This is a genomic window from Streptomyces ossamyceticus (genome assembly GCF_001418475.1).
Classification (GTDB): Bacteria; Actinomycetota; Actinomycetes; order Streptomycetales; family Streptomycetaceae; genus Streptomyces; species Streptomyces ossamyceticus.
The window spans coordinates 1-20,699 of sequence record NZ_LIQX01000034.1 but is presented as its reverse complement, the minus strand read 5'-3'; the positions used below and the strand labels follow the sequence as shown (position 1 = coordinate 20,699).

Annotated in this window: 21 protein-coding genes and 5 tRNA genes; 7 read left to right on the top strand and 19 right to left on the bottom strand. The window is 70.3% G+C overall.

What is annotated here, in order from left to right; translation table 11 throughout:
* Window positions 1-243 precede the first annotated feature (243 nt).
* Window positions 244-429 carry a 50S ribosomal protein L28 gene (gene rpmB / locus AOK15_RS03360; RefSeq protein WP_003993230.1) on the top strand — a complete coding sequence of 62 codons (186 nt, stop codon included), beginning with the start codon at window positions 244-246 and terminating at the stop codon, window positions 427-429.
* Between the two features lie 337 nt (window positions 430-766).
* Here rpmB and thiD read toward each other — a convergent pair whose 3' ends face one another.
* Together thiD and AOK15_RS03350 are read right to left on the bottom strand one after the other, a co-directional pair.
* Window positions 767-1,585 (bottom strand): bifunctional hydroxymethylpyrimidine kinase/phosphomethylpyrimidine kinase, encoded by an 819-nt coding sequence (gene thiD, locus AOK15_RS03355; protein WP_055512564.1) that lies wholly within the window; start codon window positions 1,583-1,585, stop codon window positions 767-769.
* Entirely contained in the window at window positions 1,582-2,547 is a 966-nt protein-coding gene (locus AOK15_RS03350; RefSeq protein ID WP_055512562.1) for a thiamine-phosphate kinase, read from the bottom strand. Before AOK15_RS03350 ends, thiD begins: the two co-directional genes overlap by 4 nt.
* Window positions 2,548-2,765: 218 nt before the next feature.
* Here AOK15_RS03350 and AOK15_RS03345 point away from each other — a divergent pair, with 218 nt between their 5' ends.
* Complete coding sequence (locus AOK15_RS03345) at window positions 2,766-2,999, top strand: Lrp/AsnC family transcriptional regulator (RefSeq protein ID WP_055512560.1); 234 nt, start codon at window positions 2,766-2,768, stop codon at window positions 2,997-2,999.
* Window positions 3,000-3,367: 368 nt separating this feature from the next.
* Here AOK15_RS03345 and AOK15_RS03340 read toward each other — a convergent pair whose 3' ends face one another.
* From AOK15_RS03340 to AOK15_RS03330, 3 genes are read right to left on the bottom strand one after another with little or no spacing between them, the layout of a single operon-like run.
* Window positions 3,368-4,525 (bottom strand): D-alanine--D-alanine ligase family protein, encoded by a 1,158-nt coding sequence (locus tag AOK15_RS03340; protein ID WP_055512557.1) that lies wholly within the window; start codon window positions 4,523-4,525, stop codon window positions 3,368-3,370.
* A gap of 59 nt (window positions 4,526-4,584) precedes the next feature.
* Window positions 4,585-5,595: an NAD(P)H-dependent glycerol-3-phosphate dehydrogenase gene (locus tag AOK15_RS03335; protein WP_055512555.1), complete on the bottom strand. Its 1,011-nt coding sequence runs from the start codon at window positions 5,593-5,595 to the stop codon at window positions 4,585-4,587.
* On the bottom strand, window positions 5,592-6,404 hold the full coding sequence (locus tag AOK15_RS03330; RefSeq protein WP_055512553.1) for a lysophospholipid acyltransferase family protein: 813 nt from the start codon (window positions 6,402-6,404) through the stop codon (window positions 5,592-5,594). The genes AOK15_RS03335 and AOK15_RS03330 overlap by 4 nt, the downstream gene beginning before the upstream one ends.
* Window positions 6,405-6,574: 170 nt before the next feature.
* On the opposite strand from AOK15_RS03330, the gene cofC reads away from it, so the two are divergent.
* The gene (gene cofC / locus AOK15_RS03325; RefSeq protein ID WP_055512551.1) at window positions 6,575-7,237 is read left to right on the top strand and encodes a 2-phospho-L-lactate guanylyltransferase; all 663 of its coding nucleotides are present in this window, start codon (window positions 6,575-6,577) and stop codon (window positions 7,235-7,237) included.
* A 9-nt stretch (window positions 7,238-7,246) separates the two neighbouring features.
* On the top strand, window positions 7,247-7,450 hold the full coding sequence (locus AOK15_RS03320; RefSeq protein WP_055512549.1) for a hypothetical protein: 204 nt from the start codon (window positions 7,247-7,249) through the stop codon (window positions 7,448-7,450).
* Window positions 7,451-7,588: 138 nt separating this feature from the next.
* Here AOK15_RS03320 and AOK15_RS03315 read toward each other — a convergent pair whose 3' ends face one another.
* The 4 genes from AOK15_RS03315 to leuC all read right to left on the bottom strand — a co-directional run bounded on the left by AOK15_RS03315 (window position 7,589) and on the right by leuC (window position 10,919).
* Entirely contained in the window at window positions 7,589-8,239 is a 651-nt protein-coding gene (locus tag AOK15_RS03315; RefSeq protein WP_055512546.1) for an HU family DNA-binding protein, read from the bottom strand.
* Between the two features lie 137 nt (window positions 8,240-8,376).
* Entirely contained in the window at window positions 8,377-8,607 is a 231-nt protein-coding gene (locus tag AOK15_RS03310) for an SCO5555 family protein (protein WP_055512544.1), read from the bottom strand.
* A gap of 288 nt (window positions 8,608-8,895) precedes the next feature.
* Window positions 8,896-9,489: a 3-isopropylmalate dehydratase small subunit gene (gene leuD / locus AOK15_RS03305; protein ID WP_055512542.1), complete on the bottom strand. Its 594-nt coding sequence runs from the start codon at window positions 9,487-9,489 to the stop codon at window positions 8,896-8,898.
* A gap of 5 nt (window positions 9,490-9,494) precedes the next feature.
* Window positions 9,495-10,919: a 3-isopropylmalate dehydratase large subunit gene (leuC, locus tag AOK15_RS03300; protein WP_055512540.1), complete on the bottom strand. Its 1,425-nt coding sequence runs from the start codon at window positions 10,917-10,919 to the stop codon at window positions 9,495-9,497.
* 198 nt (window positions 10,920-11,117) lie between these two features.
* Here leuC and ndgR point away from each other — a divergent pair, with 198 nt between their 5' ends.
* Window positions 11,118-11,834 carry an IclR family transcriptional regulator NdgR gene (gene ndgR / locus AOK15_RS03295; protein ID WP_009320373.1) on the top strand — a complete coding sequence of 239 codons (717 nt, stop codon included), beginning with the start codon at window positions 11,118-11,120 and terminating at the stop codon, window positions 11,832-11,834.
* A gap of 110 nt (window positions 11,835-11,944) precedes the next feature.
* Here ndgR and AOK15_RS03290 read toward each other — a convergent pair whose 3' ends face one another.
* Entirely contained in the window at window positions 11,945-12,451 is a 507-nt protein-coding gene (locus AOK15_RS03290) for a DUF4188 domain-containing protein (RefSeq protein WP_055512538.1), read from the bottom strand.
* Window positions 12,452-12,532: 81 nt separating this feature from the next.
* Here AOK15_RS03290 and AOK15_RS03285 point away from each other — a divergent pair, with 81 nt between their 5' ends.
* On the top strand, window positions 12,533-13,177 hold the full coding sequence (locus tag AOK15_RS03285) for a MerR family transcriptional regulator (RefSeq protein WP_055512536.1): 645 nt from the start codon (window positions 12,533-12,535) through the stop codon (window positions 13,175-13,177).
* 117 nt (window positions 13,178-13,294) lie between these two features.
* On the opposite strand, the gene AOK15_RS03280 is transcribed toward AOK15_RS03285, so the two are convergent.
* The 9 genes from AOK15_RS03280 to AOK15_RS03240 all read right to left on the bottom strand — a co-directional run bounded on the left by AOK15_RS03280 (window position 13,295) and on the right by AOK15_RS03240 (window position 17,418).
* A tRNA-Glu gene (locus AOK15_RS03280) sits at window positions 13,295-13,367 on the bottom strand.
* 44 nt (window positions 13,368-13,411) lie between these two features.
* Window positions 13,412-13,483: transfer RNA gene (locus AOK15_RS03275), tRNA-Gln, on the bottom strand.
* A gap of 20 nt (window positions 13,484-13,503) precedes the next feature.
* Window positions 13,504-13,576 (bottom strand) — tRNA-Glu (locus tag AOK15_RS03270).
* A 62-nt stretch (window positions 13,577-13,638) separates the two neighbouring features.
* Window positions 13,639-13,711, bottom strand: a tRNA-Glu gene (locus AOK15_RS03265).
* Between the two features lie 39 nt (window positions 13,712-13,750).
* A tRNA-Gln gene (locus tag AOK15_RS03260) sits at window positions 13,751-13,822 on the bottom strand.
* Between the two features lie 90 nt (window positions 13,823-13,912).
* Window positions 13,913-14,641, bottom strand: coding sequence for an HAD family hydrolase (locus AOK15_RS03255; RefSeq protein ID WP_055512534.1), 729 nt, complete (start codon window positions 14,639-14,641; stop codon window positions 13,913-13,915).
* 93 nt (window positions 14,642-14,734) lie between these two features.
* Window positions 14,735-16,210 carry a glutamate--tRNA ligase gene (gltX, locus tag AOK15_RS03250; protein WP_079058282.1) on the bottom strand — a complete coding sequence of 492 codons (1,476 nt, stop codon included), beginning with the start codon at window positions 16,208-16,210 and terminating at the stop codon, window positions 14,735-14,737.
* A complete protein-coding gene (locus tag AOK15_RS03245; protein WP_055512528.1) occupies window positions 16,203-16,997 on the bottom strand; it encodes a fumarylacetoacetate hydrolase family protein in 795 nt (264 codons plus the stop codon). Before AOK15_RS03245 ends, gltX begins: the two co-directional genes overlap by 8 nt.
* Window positions 16,998-17,238: 241 nt before the next feature.
* Complete coding sequence (locus AOK15_RS03240; RefSeq protein WP_055512526.1) at window positions 17,239-17,418, bottom strand: hypothetical protein; 180 nt, start codon at window positions 17,416-17,418, stop codon at window positions 17,239-17,241.
* Between the two features lie 603 nt (window positions 17,419-18,021).
* Between AOK15_RS03240 and AOK15_RS03235 the strand changes: the two genes are divergently transcribed.
* Window positions 18,022-20,699: sensor histidine kinase (locus AOK15_RS03235; RefSeq protein WP_055512524.1), on the top strand; the 2,678-nt coding region annotated here is incomplete at its 3' end.

The following is a 20,699-nucleotide window of genomic DNA, read 5'->3' as shown; positions in this document are numbered from 1 at the left end:
CCGCACGCAGCGTAGACCCGCAGCCGTGACCGCCGGTAAGAGGGCCGGGGCGAGGCCCCGACCAGCCATGGTAGTTTCGTTGTACGGACGCAGTCGTTGTATGCTGCTCCGGTTGCCCGATCCAGATCACCGATCCAGACCGGGCCTTCCCCCTGGCAACGCCACTCGGATCCCGGTCTCGGGATTGTGATCCCGGCATGCCGGGATCAACCGTAAGTGCATCTGAAGTCTTTGGAGTGACCCGTGGCTGCCAACTGCGACGTCTGCGGCAAGGGGCCGGGCTTCGGCAACAACATCTCGCACTCGCACCGCCGTACGTCCCGCCGCTGGAACCCGAACATCCAGCGTGTGCGTACCGTGGTGGGCGGGACGCCGAAGCGCGTGAACGCTTGCACCTCGTGCATCAAGGCCGGCAAGGTCTCGCGCTGACGCTCAGCTAGCGCGCGGCCACCTGCTGGTTCGCTGCACAGAGCCGGTCCACCTTTGGTGGGCCGGCTTTTTGCCGTGCCCGCTCGCGAGACCAGCGCGTCTTCCGGGCGGCGGCCCGCCCTTCGCGTGACCCGCCTTTCGCGTGAGTCCAGCCCGCCTCGCGAGACCAGCCCGTCCGTCGTGCCCGGCCCTTGCGGACGCGACAGCGGGCCGCGCCCACGAGGGGCCGGGCCGCAGGCATGCCGACGCGCGCGACCCGACCGATGCGACCGATGCCGGCCTTCCGGCCTTCTCTCCCCGGGGCTCGCCGAAGGCCCCACCGAAGGGTCGGCCCCCGTCAGACGGCCGGACCACCCCGTGTGAGCGCCCACCCGTGATCCACAGGCCCGATGCCGCCGCCGAGGGCGAACCCGGCGGCGATCGCCCCGGTGACGTACTCCTTGGCCGCCGCCACGGCCTCCGGCACGGTCAGCCCCTGCGCGAGACGCGCGGCGATCGCGGAGGCCAGCGTGCAGCCCGTGCCGTGCGTGTGCCGGTTGTCGTACCTCGGTGCCCGCAGCCAGTGCTCCTCGGAGCCGTCGCTGAGCAGGTCGACGGCGTCCCCCGAGAGATGCCCGCCCTTGATCACCACCCACCGTGGCCCGTACGCCAGCACGGCCTGAGCGGCCTCGCGCATCCCGGCCTCCGACTCGACGCGCACCCCGGTGAGTTGGGCGACCTCGTCGAGGTTGGGGGTGGCGACGGTCGCCGTGGGCAGCAGCCGCTCACGGACGGAGTCCAGGGCCGTCGCGGCGAGCAGCGGATCACCGTGCTTGGACACGCCGACCGGGTCGACGACCACGGGCGCGTCCGTGGCGGCGAGCAACTCGGCGACAGTCTCGACGAGTTCGGCGGAGGCGAGCATGCCGGTCTTGACGGCCTCCACACCGATGTCGTCGACGACACTGCGGTACTGGGCGCGGACGGCCTCCACCGGCAGTTCCCAAGCGCCCTGCACCCCGAGGGAGTTCTGCGCGGTGACCGCCGTGACGACGCTCATGCCGTGCACACCGAGCGCCAGCATGGTCTTGAGGTCGGCCTGGATGCCCGCCCCGCCCCCGGAGTCGGAGCCGGCGACCGTGAGCACCCTGGGCGGCGCGCCCGGTGCCCCGGTCACGACTCTATGTCCGCGAAGTGGTCCCAGCCGCCCTTGCTGGTCCAGGGCGCCCCGTCCACGGTGACCTGCGGCAGCGCCGACGGGTTGAGGACCTCGCCGATCACCTTCCAGCGGGCCGGCAGCTTCACGTCCGGCGGGAACGTCGCCACTATGGCGTGGTCCTCGCCACCGGTGAGCACCCACTGGATGGGGTCGACACCGACGGCCTGCCCGATGTCGTTCATCTGGGACGGGATGTCGATGGCGCCGGAACGGATGTCGATCCGGCAGTTACTGGCCTCGGCGATGTGCCCGAGGTCCGCGATCAGCCCGTCGCTCACATCGCACATCGCGGTCGCGCCCAGGTCGGCCGCGGCGGGACCCGCGTGGTACGGCGGCTCGGGGCGCCGGTGGGCCTCCACGAAGGCGCGCGGCGAGCGGAAGCCGCGGGAGAGGACCGCGTGCCCGGCGGCGGACCAGCCGAGCCAGCCGGTGACGGCCACGACATCGCCGGGCTGTGCCCCGCCCCTGGTCACGGGCTCGTGGTTGCGGAGATCACCGAGCGCGGTGATGGAGATCATGATGGTGTCGCCGCGGACGACGTCCCCGCCCACGACGGCCGCCCCCGCGACCTGGCACTCGTCGCGCAGGCCGTCCATCAGCTCGGTCGCCCAGGTCACCGGGAGGTCGACGGGCGCGACCAGGCCGAGGAGCAGCGCGGTGGGCACCGCGCCCATGGCGGCGATGTCCGCGAGGTTCTGGGCGGCCGCCTTGCGCCCGACGTCGTACGCCGTGGACCAGTCGCGGCGGAAGTGCCGCCCCTCCAACAGGAGGTCGGTGCTCGCCACGACCCGGCGGTCCGGCGCGGCCACCACGGCGGCGTCGTCGCCGGGGCCGACCCGGACCGCCGGGGTGGTGGTGAGCCGGGAGGTGAGCTCCCTGATGAGCCCGAACTCCCCCAGCTCTCCCACGGTGCCCTTCATCGTCGTATCGCCCCTTCTTGTGCCGCTTCCAGTGTCACTCGCGCCCGGTCGCGAGCGGTCCTCGCCCTCGGTACGGTCGAGTCGACCGTCAACTTCCGCACTCCCCGCGCCCCGGTGTGCGCGGCGCGGCATGTGCGGGTCTCCCCGCGACGCGCGACTACGCGATACCGTGGCGTTCCTTTTCCCCACATGATCCTCGTGGCCGCCCTGGAGGTTCCGTGGTACAGGCGTACATCCTGATCCAGACGGAGGTCGGCAAAGCGTCGACCGTCGCCGACACGATCAGCAAGATCCCTGGGGTCATCCAGGCCGAGGACGTGACGGGTCCCTATGACGTCATCGTCCGCGCCCAGGCCGACACCGTGGATGATCTCGGCCGGCTGGTGGTCGCCAAAGTCCAGCAAGTGGACGGCATCACCCGCACGCTGACCTGCCCGGTCGTGCACCTGTAAGCCCCCGTCTGCCCTCGGCCGGTGTGCTCCTCGCGGCACCGGCGCTCCGTTGTCTCGGGCTGCCCGTCCTGGTCATGTCGTTGATCGCCGTCGCGGGCTGCTCCTCAGCAGACGACAGCGGATCAGCGGCGGTTCCCGGCCCGGACTCGACCGTCACGAAGCTGTGCCGGAACCTGGACGGGGCGTCGCCGCGGACGGTGGACGGTCTCGGCCGCCGGGCCCCCGGGCCCGCCCCGCCGCTGACGGGCGGTCCGGGGCAGCCCGGCGATCATACTGCGCTGCCGTGTTCCCCGGCCGCCCTGGACGGCGTACCCGCGATCAAGGGGGCGACCCCCTGGGGGATCGCCCCCTCGGGGGTGCCGTGTGCGTCAGCGAAGGCCGGTCGGCCTGCGCAGTGCCGCCTGGATCAGGCGGTCCACCAACTCCGGATACGCGATGCCGCTCGCCTGCCACATCGCCGGGTACATCGAGATCGGCGTGAAACCGGGGAGCGTGTTGATCTCGTTGATGACGAAGTGGCCGTCCTCCGTGAGGAAGAAGTCCGCGCGGACCAGGCCCTCGCAGGAGGCGGCCTCGAAGGCGTCGACGGCGAGGCGCCGGACCTCGGCGGTCTCCTCCTCCGTCAGGGGCGCCGGGACGATACCCGGCGTCGAGTCGATGTACTTGGCCTCGAAGTCGTAGTACGCGTGGGTCTCGGGCGGCGGGATCTCGGCGGGCACGGAGGCGCGGGGTCCGTCCTCGAACTCCAGGACGCCGCACTCGATCTCGCGGCCCCGCAGCGCGGCCTCGACGAGGATCTTCGGGTCGTGGTTCTGGGCCTCCGCGATCGCCTCGTCCAGACCGGCCAGGTCGTCGACCTTGGTGATGCCGATGGAGGAGCCCGCGCGGGCCGGCTTCACGAAGAGCGGCCAGCCGTGCTCACCGGCGAAGTCGATGATCTTCTTGCGTGCGGCGGACTCGTCGAGCTGCCACTCGCGCGGCCGGATCACCACGTACGGGCCGACCCGCAGCCCGAAGGAGGTGAACACCCGCTTCATGTACTCCTTGTCCTGGCCGACGGCCGAGGCGAGGACGCCCGAGCCGACGTACGGGACGCCGGACAGCTCCAGCAGACCCTGGAGGGTGCCGTCCTCGCCGTACGGGCCGTGCAGGACGGGGAAGACGACGTCGACCTCGCCGAGCGCCTTGGGCACCGAACCGGGCTCGCTGTAGACGACCTCGCGGTTGGCCGGGTCGACGGGGAGCACCACGCCGCCCTCCTGGGACTCGGCGAGCTCCTCGACGGTCGGCGTGCGGCGGTCGGTGATCGCCATGCGCTCCGGCTCGTCGGCGGTGAGCGCCCAACGGCCGTCCCGGGTGATGCCGATCGGCAGGACGTCGTACTTCGTCCGGTCGATGGCACGCAGGACGGCGCCGGCCGTGACCACGGAGATCCCGTGTTCCGAGCTGCGGCCGCCGAAGACGACGGCCACGCGCGGCTTGCGGGGCGGCTGCTCAGGGCTCTGGGGGAGGTTCTCGGTGCTCATATCGCGATGAGAGTACCCGTTGGTAGTGCGGTCGTCAGCGCCCGCACGGCCGGTATCGCTCAGCGTCGCTCCGACTTGGCGGAGCGCGACATCAGCTCCTTGAGGGCGACCACGGGCGGCTTGCCTTCGTGCACGATGTCGACGACCGTCTCCGTGATCGGCATGTCGACGCCGTGCCGACGCGCCAAGTCCGCGACGGACTCACAGGACTTGACGCCCTCGGCGGTCTGCTTGGTGACCGCGATGGTCTCCTGGAGGGTCATGCCCTTGCCGAGGTTGGTACCGAAGGTGTGGTTGCGGGAGAGCGGCGAGGAGCAGGTCGCCACCAGGTCGCCGAGGCCCGCGAGCCCGGAGAAGGTCAGCGGATCGGCGCCCATGGCCAGGCCCAGTCGGGTGGTCTCGGCGAGGCCGCGGGTGATGAGCGACCCCTTGGCGTTGTCGCCGAGGCCCATGCCGTCCGCGATGCCGACGGCGAGACCGATGACGTTCTTGACGGCGCCGCCCAGTTCACAGCCGACGACATCGGTGTTGGTGTACGGGCGGAAGTACGAGGTGTGGCAGGCGGCCTGGAGTCGCTGGGCGACGGCCTCGTCGGTGCAGGCGACCACGGAGGCGGCCGGCATGCGGGAAGCGATCTCCCGTGCCAGATTGGGGCCGGTGACGACGGCGATCCGCTCCTGCCCGACCTTGGCGACATCCTCGATGACCTCGCTCATCCGCATGGCGGAACCGAGTTCGACGCCCTTCATGAGCGAGACGAGGACGGTGTCCGGGGCCAGCAGCGGCACCCATTCGGCGAGGTTGGCGCGCAGCGTCTGGGAGGGGACGGACAGCACGGTGAAGTCGGCGCCGGCAGCGGCCTCGGCCGGGTCCGTGGTGGCGCGCACGTTCCGCGGGAGCTCCAGGCCCGGCAGATAGTCCACGTTGGTCCGGGTGGAGTTGATGGCGTCCGCGACCTCCGGACGGCGTGCCCACAGCGTGACCTCGCACCCCGCGTCGGCGAGCACCATGCCGAAGGCCGTGCCCCATGAACCGGCGCTGAACACGGCCGCCTTGACCGGCTTGCTCACTTGCCCTGCCCCTCTTCCTGTGGTTCCTGTTCCCGCAGGGCTCCATTGTGCTGACCGGGCCGCTGGTGCTCGACCGCCGCCGCGGTCCGGCGCCGCTGCTCGATGCGCTCCCGCTTCGGGTCGTAGGGAGTCTCGGGCGCCTTCTCGCCGCGGATCTCCTCCAGCTGGCGGGTGATGGCGGCCATGATGACCTCCGTGGCGTCCTTCAGCAGGTCGGGGGTCATCTCCCTGTCGTAGAAGCTGGAGAGGTCGACGGGCGGGCCCGCGAGCACGTGGTGCGTCTTGCGCGGCAGGAAGTGGGGCTTCTTGGCGTACGGCGGCAACAGCTCGTTGGCGCCCCACTGCGCCACGGGGATCACCGGGCACTTGGTCTGGAGGGCGACCCGCGCGGCGCCGGTCTTGCCGGTCATGGGCCACTGGTCGGGGTCCCGGGTGATGGTGCCCTCCGGGTAGAAGGCGACGCACTCGCCGCGCTCCACGGCGTCGATCGCGGCACGGAAGGCGCTCAGGGCGTCCGTGGTCTCGCGGTAGACGGGGATCTGTCCGGTGCCGCGCATCGCGGCGCCCACGAATCCCTTCTTGAAAAGGCCGCTCTTCGCGAGGAATCGCGGAACGCGGCCGCTGTTGTACTGAAAGTGCGCGTACGCGAAGGGGTCCACATGCGAATTGTGGTTCACCGCGGTGATAAATCCGCCTTCAGCAGGAATGTTCTCCATTCCGCGCCAGTCCCGCTTGATCAGAATCACCAGCGGCGGTTTGCACAGGACCGCGGCGAAGCGGTACCAGAAGCCGATTCTGCGGCGGGACACTCGGACACCTTCCTCTAGGGGGCCAGGGGGGCCAGGGGGCTCCTCGCCCGGGGAGCCGCACAAGTGTCGCCCCGGACCGCCGGTCTGTCGAGAACACCGTACGCCCCGCCCTGCGGACTTCCGTGGCCCCCAGGTGACAATGGCGGCGACGAGAGAGGGACGGAACACCCGTGCAGTGGACCCTGGCCGTACCCCTGAAACCCTTGGCGCGGGCCAAGAGCAGGCTCGCGGACACCGCCGACGACGGCGTGCGCCCCGGCCTGGCCCTCGCCTTCGCGCTGGACACGGTGGCCGCGGCGCTGGCCTGTGCGGCGGTGCACGATGTGGTGGTCGTCACGGACGATCCGCTGGCCGGGCGTGAGCTGGCGGCGCTCGGCGCCCGGATCGTCCCCGACGATCCCGCGGCCGATCCGGCGACCGATCCGGCGGACGGTCTGAACGCGGCGCTGCGGCACGCGGCGGCCCTCGCGCGCACCGCCAGGCCGTACGCCCCGGTGGCCACGCTGAACGCCGATCTGCCGGCGCTGCGCCCCGACGAACTCGCCCGCGTCCTGGGCGCCACAGCCGCGTTCCCGCGGGCGTTCCTCGCGGACGCCGCCGGCACCGGGACCACGCTGCTCGCCGCCGCTCCCGGCCGGGCGCTGCGCCCGGCGTTCGGCCCCGGCTCCCGGCACAGCCACCGCCGCTCCGGCGCCGTGGAGCTCGTGCTCGACGACGTCGACTCGGTACGCCAGGACGTCGACACCGGGGACGACCTGCGCGCCGCCCTCTGTCTCGGCGTGGGCCCCCGTACGGCCGCCGCGGCCGCGCGCCTGCTGATACCCGGCCAGTAGGCTGCGTCCATGCAGGCCACCGCGTACACCTACGACGCCGCCACCCGCTCGGGCCAGGTCCTCCTGGACGACGGCACCCCCGTGCCCTTCGACGCCCCGGCCTTCGACGCGGGGGGCCTGCGCCTCCTCCGCCCCGGGCAGCGCGTCCGCATCGAGACGGAGGGCACGGGCGACGCCCTCCGCGTCACGTTGATCACGTTGCAGACTTTCTGAGGCGGGCCGGCCAGAGGCTCCGCCGAAAGGGAGCGGGGAACCGGGAATTCTCAACGAACCCTTACCCCGAGAACGCCGCGGGCCGGGCTCCGACTAGGAGCCCGGCCCGGCGCGTGTGAGTATCCAGCGCCCCCCCTGCTAACGGGCGGCAGTCTTCTTCGCCGTGGTCTTTCGAGCCGACGACTTCTTGGCCGGAGCCTTCTTCGCGGTGGCCTTCTTGGCCGGGGCCTTGGCCGCGGTGGTCTTCTTCGCCGCGGTCGACTTCGCGGCCGTGGTCTTCTTCGCCGCGGTCGACTTCGTCGCCGTCGTCTTCTTCGCGGTGGTCTTCTTCGCCGTCGTCTTCTTCGCCGCCGCCGTGGTCTTCTTGGCGGGCGTCGTCTTACGGGCCGTGGTGGCCTTCTTCGCGGTCGTCGTCTTCTTCGCGGCCGCCTTCTTGACCGTCGCCGAGGCGCCGCCGCTCAGGCTGCCCTTGGGCGCCTTCTTGACGGCGACCTCGCCGCCGCGGGGCAGCTTCTTGGAGCCGCTCACCAGGTCCTTGAAGCCCTGACCTGCGCGGAAGCGGGGCACGGAGGTCTTCTTCACCCGAACCCGCTCACCCGTCTGCGGGTTGCGGGCGTAACGGGCGGGACGCTCGACCTTCTCGAACGAACCGAAGCCGGTGACCGAGACCCTCTCACCCGCGACCGTCGCCCGGACGATGGCGTCCAGGACGGCGTCCACCGCGTCGGCGGCCTGCTGACGGCCACCGAGCTTGTCCGCAATCGCTTCTACGAGCTGCGCCTTGTTCACGTCTTCCCCTTCGGAGACATCGCCAGAACGAAAGTGTTCAAGCTTTTCGCACGTTAGGCAGATATATACCGCAAATCAAACACGAAACGGGCTTATCACCCTTGTGCCGCAACGAACTCGGCTGTCACAGAGTTGCTTCAGCGTTCCCCGGTGGGCATTCGCCCCTCGTCGAGGTCCACCGTGAAGCTCTCCAGACGCCTTGCCGCGTCGGCGAGATCGTGCTTGGCCACGGCCGTAATGACCAGCAGCTTCCGGGTCAGCGCCATCCGTACGCCCTCCGGGACTTGCAGTGCGCGCACTCTTGCGTGCGCTTCCTTGAGTTGGCCCGCGACCGCCGCATAGAGCTCGAGTTGGCCGTCGTGTTCCATGCACAGATTGTGCCATCTGGGGCGAGTTGTCGCCTGCCCAGGGGGCAACTGCCGTCTCCGGGGGGCCTGTCGAGCACCCCCATCCAATGCCGCACGATGATGCGCGTACCCCGGTAATCGCCTTTGTAACTAGGGGAGTTGAAACCTTTCTGCACCCCACTTCCAAGGTGCGTTACGCCAAACATGGCTGTACCCCCAACCGTGCACGATTGGGGGTACAGAGGGGTGTGGCGGTGGCTGGAATCCGTCGTGCGCGGGCCTCCCCGGGGGGGTGGTCCGCGCGGCGGATCAGACCGGCAGCGTCCGCGGCTTGTACGACGGCCGCTTGGCCTCGTACGCGGCGATGTCGGCCTCGTTCTGGAGGGTGATGGAGATGTCGTCCAGCCCGTTCAGCAGCCGCCAGCGGGAGTTCTCGTCCAGCTCGAAGGAGGCGGTGATGCCCTCGGCACGCACCTGCCGGGTCTCCAGGTCGACCGTCACCTCGGCCTGGGGGTCCTTGTCGGTGAGCTCCCACAGCGAATCCACGATCTTCTGCTCCAGCACGACCGTGAGCAGGCCGTTCTTGAGCGAGTTGCCGCGGAAGATGTCGGCGAACCGGGAGGAGATCACGGCCTTGAAGCCGTAGTTCTGCAGCGCCCAGACCGCGTGCTCACGGGAGGAGCCGGTGCCGAAGTCGGGGCCGGCGACCAGGACCGTGGCACCCGCGCGCTCGGGCTGGTTGAGGATGAAGGTCTCGTCCTTGCGCCAGGCCTCGAACAGCCCGTCCTCGAAGCCGTCCCTGGTCACCTTCTTGAGCCAGTGGGCGGGGATGATCTGGTCGGTGTCGACGTTGCTGCGGCGCAGCGGGACGGCCCGGCCGGTGTGCGTGGTGAATGCTTCCATGACTCTCAGACTCCAGCGGGCGCGGGGGCGTCGGACAGGTCGGCGGGCGAGGCCAGGTGGCCCAGCACGGCGGTCGCGGCGGCGACCTGCGGCGAGACCAGGTGCGTACGGCCGCCCTTGCCCTGCCGGCCCTCGAAGTTGCGGTTGGAGGTGGACGCGGAACGCTCACCGGGGGCCAGCTGGTCCGGGTTCATGCCCAGGCACATGGAGCAGCCCGCGTGCCGCCACTCGGCGCCGGCCTCCTTGAAGACGACGTCCAGGCCCTCGGAGACGGCCTGGAGACCGACCCGCGCGGAGCCGGGGACGACCAGCATCCGTACGCCGTCGGCGACTTTGCGGCCCTTGAGCAGGTCCGCGGCGGCGCGCAGGTCCTCGATGCGGCCGTTGGTGCAGGAACCTACGAAGACGGTGTCCACCTTGATGGAGCGCAGCGGCTGTCCGGCCTCCAACCCCATGTACTCCAGGGCCTTTTCGGCGGCCAGGCGCTCCGAAGCGTCTTCGTACGAAGCCGGATCGGGGACGTCCGCCGAAAGCGGCGCACCCTGGCCGGGGTTGGTGCCCCAGGTGACGAACGGCGACAGCTCGGCGGCCTCGATCACGACCTCGGCGTCGAACTCGGCGTCGTCGTCCGTCCTGAGGGTCTTCCAGTACGCGACGGCCGCGTCCCAGTCCTCGCCCTTGGGGGCGTGCGGACGGCCCTCCAGGTAGTCGAACGTGGTCTGGTCGGGGGCGATCATGCCCGCGCGGGCACCGGCCTCGATCGACATGTTGCAGATGGTCATGCGGGCCTCCATCGAGAGATTCTCGATGGCGGAGCCGCGGTACTCCAGGACGTAGCCCTGACCGCCGCCCGTGCCGATCCTGGCGATGATCGCGAGGATCAGGTCCTTGGCGGTGACACCGTCGGGCAGCTCGCCGTCGACCGTGATGGCCATGGTCTTCGGGCGGGCCATGGGCAGCGTCTGGGTGGCCAGCACATGCTCCACCTGGGAGGTGCCGATGCCGAACGCCAGACCGCCGAAGGCGCCGTGCGTGGAGGTGTGGGAGTCGCCGCAGACGACCGTCATACCGGGCTGGGTCAGACCCAGCTGCGGGCCCACGACGTGGACGACACCCTGCTCGACGTCACCCAGCGGGTGCAGCCGCACGCCGAACTCGGCGGCGTTGTTCCGCAGCGTCTCCAGCTGGACGCGGGAGACGGGGTCCGCGATGGGCTTGTCGATGTCGAGGGTGGGGGTGTTGTGGTCCTCGGTCGCGATGGTCAGGTCGAGCCGGCGGACCTTCCGCCCGCTCTTGCGGAGACCGTCGAAGGCCTGGGGGCTGGTCACCTCGTGCAGCAGGTGCAAGTCGATGAAGAGGAGGTCGGGCTCGCCCTCGGCGCGCCGGACGACGTGGTCGTCCCAGACCTTCTCCGCGAGTGTCCTACCCATCGCTTTCCCTCCGGTCGACGCCTCAGCGCGTCGACCCAACTAGATCTCGGAGGTGGCGAGCGTGTGCGCATCCCCTCGTCGCACGCGCCTGCCGCCGGGCTCGTCGGTCCGCGAGCCGCTGTTGTTCTGCTTCCAGAGTGGCAAGGTCCACGTGAAATTGAACTTGCGTTTCACAGAGTGAGACGCGAGTATCGTTGCATGGACAACAGTAGCGGCGTCGGCGTTCTGGACAAGGCGGCCCTGGTCCTGAGCGCTCTGGAGTCCGGTCCGGCCACCCTCGCGGGTCTGGTCGGCGCCACCGGACTCGCACGACCCACGGCCCACCGCCTGGCCGTGGCTCTGGAACACCACCGCATGGTGGCACGGGACATGCAGGGCCGTTTCATCCTCGGCCCGAGGCTGGCCGAGCTGGCCGCGGCCGCCGGTGAGGACCGCCTCCTCGCCACGGCCGGCCCGGTGCTCACGCACCTCAGGGATGTGACGGGCGAGAGCGCCCAGCTCTACCGCCGCCAGGGCGACATGCGCATCTGCGTCGCCGCGGCGGAGCGGCTGTCCGGCCTGCGGGACACGGTGCCGGTCGGCTCGACGCTCACGATGAAGGCCGGCTCCTCGGCGCAGATCCTCATGGCCTGGGAGGAGCCCGAGCGCCTCCACCGCGGCCTCCAGGGCGCCCGCTTCACCGCGACCGCCCTGTCCGGGGTGCGCCGCCGCGGCTGGGCCCAGTCGATCGGCGAGCGCGAGCCGGGCGTGGCCTCGGTCTCGGCCCCGGTCCGCGGCCCCTCCAACCGCGTGGTCGCCGCGGTCTCGGTCTCCGGGCCGATCGAGCGCCTGACCCGCCACCCGGGCCGTATGCACGCCCAAGCGGTGATCGACGCCGCGGCCCGCCTCTCCGAGGCCCTGCGCCGCTCGGGCTGACCCTCCCCCTGCCGTACGACCACGAAAAAGGCCTGCCTCAACGCCGCGGCAGGCCTTTTCTCGTGCGGTCGACCGCACCTTACGGACGGTCGGCCTCGGTGCGTCCCCGATCAGGCGTCCACCCTCCGGTGGGCGAACCGCTCCTTCGCGGACCGGCCCCGCTTCTCGATCGGCAGCACCCCGGTGGCCGCCGCGAGACCGAAGGCCGGCATGTCCGCGTAGATCGACTCGTACGACCCTTCCGGCACCACGTACGTCTCGTGCCAGAGCCCCACGTGTCCGCGGCCTTTCCCCTTGCGCTCCTTGCGGTTCATCGCGGCCCACGCCACACGGTGGAACGCGTCGGGCGCGTGCGCGTAGCCGTAGAGCTTCTCCTTGGACTCCCAGTACTGGACGACGTAGTACGTCCGCGGCGAGGCCGTGAGCAGGACCGCGTTCAGCAGCCCCCGGCCCGGGTCCTTGCGCAGTTCGCGCAGCATCCGGGGCATCGCGGTCAGCACCGGCATCCAGTGGTGGACGGCCCAGAAGTGGTTGATGCGCACGCCGATGAGCAGGACCACCACATCGCCCTCGGCGGCAGCGGTGGTCCGTCCGGCGACGACCGTCTTTCCCGACATGACTCCCCCTTGTTGGTGAGCAGCACTATCCGACCACTCATGCTTGGATAGTGACACTTCCCAAGGAGGGGCGCAAGAGAGATGCGGTTGGCGGAGTTGAGCGCACGCAGCGGGGTGTCCACCGCGACGATCAAGTACTACCTGCGCGAGGGGCTGTTGGCGCCGGGCCGCCAGCTGAACGCGACGACGGCCGAGTACGACGAGACGCATCTGCGCCGGCTGCGGCTGGTGCGGGCGTTGATCCAGGTGGGGCGGGTGCCGGTGGCGAGCGCCAGGGAGGTGCTCAAGCACGTCGACGACGAGTCGCTGGGCCGCACCATCCGCCTCGGCGCGGCGCTGTGGGCACTCCCCCAGGCCCCCGACCCGGACGAGGAGGACCCGGCCACGGCCGCCGCGACGGCGGAGGTGGACCGGTTGCTGCGGACGCTGGGCTGGGACGCGGCGCGGGAGATCGGGGCCCTGTCCCCCGTGCACCGTTCCCTGGTGGCCCTGGTGGCCACGCAGATCCGGCTGGGGTATCCGTGCGACGCCGAAACCATGGCCCCGTACGCCGAGTTGATGCGTCAGGCGGCGGCACGGGACCTGGACCGCATGGAGACGTACGAGTCCGACACGGAGATGGTCGAGTCGGCGGTGTCCTCGGCGGTGCTGTTCGAGCCGGTGCTGCGGGCACTGCACCGGCTGGCCCAGGAGGAGGAGTCGGCCCGGCGGTACGGCCTCGAGTGAGTGGGCCACCGGCGGGCGAAGGGGCACGCCCCCTTGTTTCACCGCTCCGGTGGCTTCACCGCTCCGGACGTGCGCACGACGAAGGCCCTCCGCCGAAGCGAAGGGCCTTCTGTGAGGTACCCCCGACCGGATTCGAACCGGCGCTACCGCCTTGAGAGGGCGGCGTGCTAGGCCGCTACACAACGGGGGCGTGGAGCCTGCGGGCGTTCAGTACTGCATCGCCGCAGGTCCAAGCTGGTCTACCTGGACTCGAACCAAGACTAACTGAACCAGAATCAGTCGTGCTGCCAATTACACCATAGACCAATGTGGTTTAGACCAGTCAGTACCCCCGACCGGATTCGAACCGGCGCTACCGCCTTGAGAGGGCGGCGTGCTAGGCCGCTACACAACGGGGGCCCTAGCGATCCTGCATCGAGGTGAGAGGGTGCGACCCGAACTCTCCTCGCGGGAAGGATCTGTACCCCCGACCGGATTCGAACCGGCGCTACTGCCTTGAGAGGGCAGCGTGCTAGGCCGCTACACAACGGGGGCTTGCGGATGAGATCCGCTGGCGCAGATAAGCTCTGCGAGCTGGCCTACCTGGACTCGAACCAAGACTAACTGAACCAGAATCAGTCGTGCTGCCAATTACACCATAGGCCACTGGAACGCAAGCCCCTGAGGGGATCTTGTTCTAGTTTGCGCTTCCGGTTCCGGCCTTTCGGCCCGCTCCCCGGCGGCGCAGAAAGAACATTACCCGAAGGTGGACGGCGCTCCAAAACGAGTATCCGAGCCGAGGATCGCGGGGAGTTCGGCGAGGGTGGCGATGCGGTGCGGTCCGACCGGCGGGTCGACGGTCGCGTAGAGGCCGCCGCGATCGATCCAGACCGACAGCAGGCCCGCCTCGGCGGCACCCTGTCCGTCGATCTCCGGGTGGTCGCCGACGTACGCGACCTCGCCCGGCGGCAGGTCCAGGGACTCGCACGCGGCGTGGAAGGCCTCGGCGGCCGGCTTGTGGACGCCCAGCTGTTCGGCGCACAGGACCGTCTCGAAGCGGTCCCACACCCCGAGGGCGCGCAGCTTGCGCTCCTGCACGGGGAGACTGGAATTGGAGAGCACCGCGTGCCGGTGGGTCGCGGCGAGGGCGTCCAGGACGGGCAGGACGTCCGGGAAGAGCGCCCAGGCCCGCTCGTAGTGGACGATGTAGCGCTCGAACCAGGCGTCGGCCTCGGCGTCGGTCAGCGGTCGGCCGTGGAAGTCGCGCACCCGGTCGCGCCGGGTGGCCTCCCAGTCGCCCTCACCGGCCGCGTACCGCCGCCAGTGCAGGCTCGTGAGTTCGCGCCAGCGGTCGAGGGCCTCCTCGACGGAGCCGTAGCGGCGCAGCCCCTCCGCCGTCAGATGCGCCCGCATCCCGGTGCGGTCGGCCGTGGTGTAGTCGAAGAGGGTGTCGTCGACGTCCCAGACCACGGCCTTGATGTTCATGGTCCGACGGTAGCCCGAGGCCGGCCGTCCTGTCCGGCGGATGACGAAGGGGCGGCACCCGGAACTCCGGGTGCCGCCCCTTGCGCACGGGCGTTACGCGGCCAGCTTGGCCAGGGCCGCGTCGATGCGGGCCAGGGTCTTCTCCTTGCCCAGGATCTCCAGGGACTCGAAGAGGGGCAGGCCGACCGTGCGGCCGGTGACGGCCACGCGGACGGGAGCCTGCGCCTTGCCGAGCTTGAGGCCGTGGGCCTCGCCGGCAGCCAGGACGGCCTCCTTGAGGGACTCGGCCGAGGTCCATTCGGCGGACTCCAGCTTCTCCTTCGCGGTGCGCAGCAGGGCGTCGGAGCCCTCCTTCATCGCCTTCGACCAGGACGCCTCGTCCTCGACCGGCTCCGGCAGGAACAGGAAGTCGACGTTGTCGGTGATCTCCGAGAGGACCTTCAGCCGGGTCTGCGCGTGCGGGGCGACGGCCTGCCACTTGGCCTCGTCGAAGTCCTCCGGGGCCCAGGGGGCGAAGGGGGCCTTCAGCCAGGGGGCGCAGCGCTCGGTGAAGTCCGTCACGCTCAGCATGCGGATGTGGTCCGCGTTGATCGCCTCGGCCTTCTTCAGGTCGAAGCGGGCCGGGTTGGGGTTCACGTCGGCGACGTCGAAGGCGGCGACCATCTCCTCGATCGTGAAGATGTCCTTGTCCGCGGAGAGCGACCAGCCGAGGAGGGAGAGGTAGTTCAGCAGGCCCTCGGGGAGGAAGCCGCGCTCCCGGTAGAGGTTCAGGCTGGACTGCGGGTCGCGCTTGGAGAGCTTCTTGTTGCCCTCGCCCATCACGTACGGCAGGTGGCCGAAGGACGGGATCTCCTTGGCGACGCCCAGGTCGATCAGCGCCTTGTAGAGCGCGATCTGACGCGGCGTCGAGGAGAGCAGGTCCTCGCCCCGCAGGACGTGGGTGATCTCCATCAGGGCGTCGTCGACCGGGTTGACCAGCGTGTACAGCGGGGCGCCGTTCGCGCGGACGATGCCGTAGTCCGGGACGTTCTCCGGGGTGAAGGTCAGCTCGCCGCGGACCAGGTCGGTGAAGGTGATCGTCTCGTCGGGCATCCGGAAGCGGACGATCGGCTCACGGCCCTCGGCCTCGTACTGGGCCTTCTGCTCCGGCGTGACCTCGCGGCACTTGCCGTCGTAGCCGGAGGGGCGGCCCGCGGCGCGGGCGGCGTCACGGCGCTCCTCCAGCTCGGAGGCGGTGCAGTAGCAGGAGTACGCGTGGCCGGCGTCCTGGAGCTTCCGGGCGATCTCCGTGTACGTCTCCATGCGCTGCGACTGGCGGTACGGCGCGTGCGGGCCGCCGACCTCGGGGCCCTCGTCCCAGGTGAAGCCCAGCCAGCGCAGCGAGTCCAGGAGCTGCTCGTAGGACTCCTCGGAGTCGCGGGCCGCGTCGGTGTCCTCGATGCGGAAGACGAACGTGCCGCCGGTGTGGCGGGCGAACGCCCAGTTGAAGAGGGCCGTGCGGACCAGTCCCACATGGGGGTTGCCGGTCGGGGACGGACAGAAACGTACGCGGACGGAGCCGTTAGCCACGCTTGATCACCTTGTTGGTGAGAGTGCCGATGCCTTCGATGGTGACGGCGACCTCGTCGCCGACGTTGAGGGGGCCGACCCCTGCCGGGGTGCCCGTGAGGATGACGTCGCCCGGGAGCAGCGTCATGGCCTCGGTGATGTTGACGATCAGGTCCTCGATGGAGTGGATCATCTCGCTCGTGCGGCCGAGCTGGCGCTGACCGCCGTTGACCGTGAGCTGGATGGTCAGGTCCGAGGGGTCCAGTTCGGTCTCGACCCAGGGGCCGAGCGGGCAGGACGTGTCGAAGCCCTTGGCCCGGGCCCACTGCTTCTCGCGCCGCTGGACGTCACGGGCGGTGATGTCGTTGGCGCAGGTGTAGCCGAAGATCACGTCCTTGACGCGTTCGCGCGGGACCTCGCGGCACATCCGGCCGATGACCACGGCGAGCTCGGCCTCGTGGTGGAGTTCCTGCGAGAAGGACGGGTACTGGATCTCGTCGCCGGGGCCGATCACCGAGGTGGCCGGCTTGAAGAAGGCGAACGGGGCGTCGGGGACCTCGTTGCCGAGTTCCCGGGCGTGTTCGGCGTAGTTGCGGCCGAAGGCCACGACCTTGTTGGGGAGCACCGGCGGCAGCAGCCTGACCCGTGTCCTCGCGTCACGGGAGGCCACCGGGACCTTCGTGCCGGAGAGCTCGAAGTCCGCGAACGGGATGCCCTTGATGATGTCCAGGACGAGCTCGTCCGGCTTGTCGCCCTCGACCGCTCCGAAGGCTACGTTCCCGTCGATGGAGAACCTGGCGATGCGCACGGGATCCTCGTGCCCCTTACCTGAGCTGGCTGGAGTCTGACGCTCCAGGCTAACGCGGCAAGGGGGGCCCGCCTCGCGCATTAAGGGGGCGCGGTCGGCCGCACCCATGGGAAAGGGCGCCCTGGTCGTGGTGCCGGGCGCCCTTGGTCCGCGTACCTGACGGAGCGGTCCTCCGCTTTCACGGGGTTCACGGGATCCGCCTTGAGCACAGGGCGGATTCCGTGCGTACTTGAGCCTGCAACTACTCAGCGGACTGGGCGGGTACGTTCATCAGGACCGTACGACGGGGGTTCGCGGTCTGGGAGGGGAGGTCGACGGAGTGCTCCTGCTCCGGCGTGCGCAGGTCCTCGGCGTCGGCGAGGTGGGCCAGCGTGGTGCGCCGGGGGTTGGCTATCGTGCGGAACATCATCGTCGTCTTCACTGTTGTCCAGGACCTCGTCGTGAGCGGGCGCCGGGCCGGACCGCAAGGGCCGCCCCACAAGCGCGGGTTGTCGGATTCGCCATCCCTGTAAAGCGTCAGGCTAAACATCCGATTCCCGGGCCAGGGCAGGAAGAAGGCATGATCACCGTGTGAGTTTGCTCACCTACTCATGGGCAAATCAGACAATCCGGACCCTCCCTTCACTCGGACAAACCGGACATCAGTTAACTGAATCAGGCATTCCGCTCCTGATCATGGCGACTGGGACACCCCCCGTGCGCCCCCATATCGCGGGAGTTTGCCCGCTTTGCTGCGAATCTGCCTCCACATCCAGTGACTCACCCCTCACGCACTGTCACTGTGAACAGACCGTTATCCGTTGGCCTTGTTGCAGATCCGGCACTGTGCTGGAATTCCTCGGACCGCCGCAGGATCGTGCCGGTGCGCAGGGGCGCAAAGCAGCGCCGGGCGGCGGCGGAAGGGGGAGCCAGCGCCGGTCACTCACGACCACACACAGGGGACGTAATTCAGGGCGCCCCCAAGACGCCGACACCGTCCCGCCGTTCATTCGGTGGGGCGCCTGGTCCAGAGGTTGCGAAGCTAGTGCAGGGACGTTTCAAGAGGGATGGCAGCGCTTCGGCGGAGCCGGAGCCACACAACGGAACCGGTAACGGTTCCTCCCCCCAGCACGCCCAGAACCCGGGTCCGGCGGAGATCGGCGACGGCGGTGAGCGCTCCGGGCGCACCGGCGCGTCCGCTCCTCCCGCGCCCGGCAAGCCCAAGGGCGACACGGCCGGTGTGACCGGTCCCGGATCACGAGTAGCCCTGCGCAACTGGCGCATCTCCACTCGTCTCGTCTCGCTGCTCGCCCTCCCCGTGGTGGCGGCGACCTCGCTGGGCGCACTGCGCATCGGCGACAACGTGGACGACATCCAGCAGCTCGACAACATGCGGCTGCTGACCGACATGACCAAGCAGGCGACCGAGCTCGCCGACGCGTTGCAGAACGAGCGCGACCTCTCCGCCGGTCCCCTCGCGCGGGGTCTCGACGCCAGCGACTTCACGGTCAAGGGCGCCCGCCAGAAGACGGACCAGGCCCGCGTCCAGTTCGCCGACGCGACCCAAGAGGCCGACAGCTCCAGCACCGCCCAGAACCTCCCCGGCGTCCGCGACAGCCTCGTGCGCGTCGTGCGTGAGCTCAACAACCTCAACAGCGTCCGCAACAAGGCCTACGCCGACCCGAAGAACTCCACGCAGACGGTCGAGGCCTACCACCGTCTGATCATCCAGCTGCTGGAACTCTCCCAGGACATGGCGGAGGCCACCAGCAACCCGGACATGATCAAGCGCACCCGCGCCCTGGCCGCGTTCTCCTCGGCCAAGGAGTACGCGTCCGTGCAGCGCGCGGTCATCGCCGCGGCCCTGCCGGAGAACAAGGACACGTTCGGCACCCTCTCCGAGAACGACCGCCTCTACGCCAGCTCGGCGCTGGCGAACGAGGAGTCCGACCGCACCGCCTTCGCCGACATCTACGGCGACGGCGCCGAGGAGCTCACCAAGCCGATCGACGACGCCAGCCCCACCATCGAGGCCTCCGACCTCTACGCGGACCGCGTGCTCGCCAGCGCCGGCGGTCTGCGCGGCCAGGACAAGCGCTCGTACAAGGACTGGACCGACGACTCCGGGACCAAGATCGAGCGTATGGAGAAGATCGAGGGCTCGCTCCTCGAGGAGATGGAGCAGACGGCTCGCGCGCTCCGTGCGGACGCCGAGCAAGAGGCGATCATCTCCGGTGCGCTCATCCTGCTCGTCCTCGGTGTCTCCCTGGTCGGCGCGTTCGTCGTGGCCCGCTCCATGATCCGCTCGCTGCGCAGGCTGCAGGACACGGCGACCAAGGTCGCCCAGGACCGTCTGCCCGAGCTGGTCAAGCAGCTCTCGGAGTCGGACCCGCAGGACGTCGACACCTCTGTCGAGTCCGTCGGTGTGCACTCGCGGGACGAGATCGGCCAGGTGGCCGCGGCCTTCGACGACGTGCACCGCGAGGCGGTCCGCCTCGCCGCCGAGCAGGCCCTCCTCCGGGGCAACGTCAACGCGATGTTCACCAACCTCTCGCGCCGCTCGCAGGGCCTCATCCAGCGTCAGCTCTCGCTCATCTCCGAACTGGAGTCCCGCGAGGCCGACCCGGACCAGCTGTCCTCGCTGTTCAAGCTCGACCACCTCGCCACCCGCATGCGCCGTAACGGTGAGAACCTCCTCGTCCTCGCCGGTGAGGAGCCCGGCCGCCGGTGGACCCGCCCGGTCCCGCTGGTCGACGTGCTCCGCGCCGCCGCCTCCGAGGTGGAGCAGTACGAGCGCATCGAGCTGGCCGCCGTGCCGACCACCGAAGTGGCCGGCCGCGTGGTCAACGACCTCGTGCACCTCCTCGCCGAGCTGCTCGAGAACGCGACCTCCTTCTCCTCGCCGCAGACCAAGGTCAAGGTCACCGGTCACGCGCTGCCCGACGGGCGGGTGCTGATCGAGATCCACGACACCGGTATCGGCCTCTCCCCCGAGGACCTCGCGGCGATCAACGAGCGCCTCGCCTCGCCGCCCACCGTGGACGTGTCGGTCTCCCGCCGCATGGGTCTGTTCGTGGTCGGTCGTCTGTCGCAGCGTCACGGCATACGCATCCAGCTCCGTCCGTCCGACTCGGGCGGCACGACCGCGCTGGTCATGCTTCCCGTGGACGTCGCGCAGGGCAACAAGAAGCCGGCCCCCGGCAAGCCCGGCCAGGGTGCCCCCTCCACCGGTGGCCCCGCCGCCGCGCAGGCCGCGGCCGGTGCCGCCGCCGCGCGTCGCCAGGCCGGCCAGTCGGGCCCGCAGCTCGGCGGTGGCCCCTCCGGTGGCGGTCTGCTCGGCGGCGCCCCGCAGCGCGGCCAGGTCGGCGCCGGTCAGGGTCCGCGCGCGGCACTGCCCGGCAACCCCAGCGGTCCGGGCAACCCCGGTGGTCAGCGTGGGCCGCAGGGCGGTCCGCCGATGCCTCCGCAGGGTGGCCGGCCGGCTCCGGCGGGCGCCGGTGCCGGTGCGTTCGGCGGCGGTCAGGCCCCAGGTGCCCCGCAGGGCCTCCAGGCCGCCGGGACCGGTGCTCCCGACACCAGGAACTTCGAGAACTTCAACGACTCCGGTCGCCAGGGCGGCTTCGCCGGCGGCGGCTCGGGTCTGCGTCCGGGCGGCAGCTTCGGTGACGGCGGTGCTCCGCGCCAGGGCGGCGCCGGTGACAACGGTCCCGGTGCCGTGCCCCC

What these genes read in the sequence shown, in the direction of transcription:
- AOK15_RS03285 (WP_055512536.1), top strand. Translation starts at nt 12,533, where the DNA reads ATGCGGTTGGCGGAGTTGAGCGCACGCAGCGGGGTGTCCACCGCGACG.
- AOK15_RS03255 (WP_055512534.1), bottom strand. Translation starts at nt 14,641, where the DNA reads ATGAACATCAAGGCCGTGGTCTGGGACGTCGACGACACCCTCTTCGAC.
- ndgR (WP_009320373.1), top strand. Translation starts at nt 11,118, where the DNA reads ATGGACAACAGTAGCGGCGTCGGCGTTCTGGACAAGGCGGCCCTGGTC.
- AOK15_RS03340 (WP_055512557.1), bottom strand. Translation starts at nt 4,525, where the DNA reads ATGAGCACCGAGAACCTCCCCCAGAGCCCTGAGCAGCCGCCCCGCAAG.
- AOK15_RS03310 (WP_055512544.1), bottom strand. Translation starts at nt 8,607, where the DNA reads ATGGAACACGACGGCCAACTCGAGCTCTATGCGGCGGTCGCGGGCCAA.
- AOK15_RS03320 (WP_055512549.1), top strand. Translation starts at nt 7,247, where the DNA reads ATGCAGGCCACCGCGTACACCTACGACGCCGCCACCCGCTCGGGCCAG.
- AOK15_RS03350 (WP_055512562.1), bottom strand. Translation starts at nt 2,547, where the DNA reads ATGAAGGGCACCGTGGGAGAGCTGGGGGAGTTCGGGCTCATCAGGGAG.
- leuC (WP_055512540.1), bottom strand. Translation starts at nt 10,919, where the DNA reads ATGGGTAGGACACTCGCGGAGAAGGTCTGGGACGACCACGTCGTCCGG.
- AOK15_RS03290 (WP_055512538.1), bottom strand. Translation starts at nt 12,451, where the DNA reads ATGTCGGGAAAGACGGTCGTCGCCGGACGGACCACCGCTGCCGCCGAG.
- leuD (WP_055512542.1), bottom strand. Translation starts at nt 9,489, where the DNA reads ATGGAAGCATTCACCACGCACACCGGCCGGGCCGTCCCGCTGCGCCGC.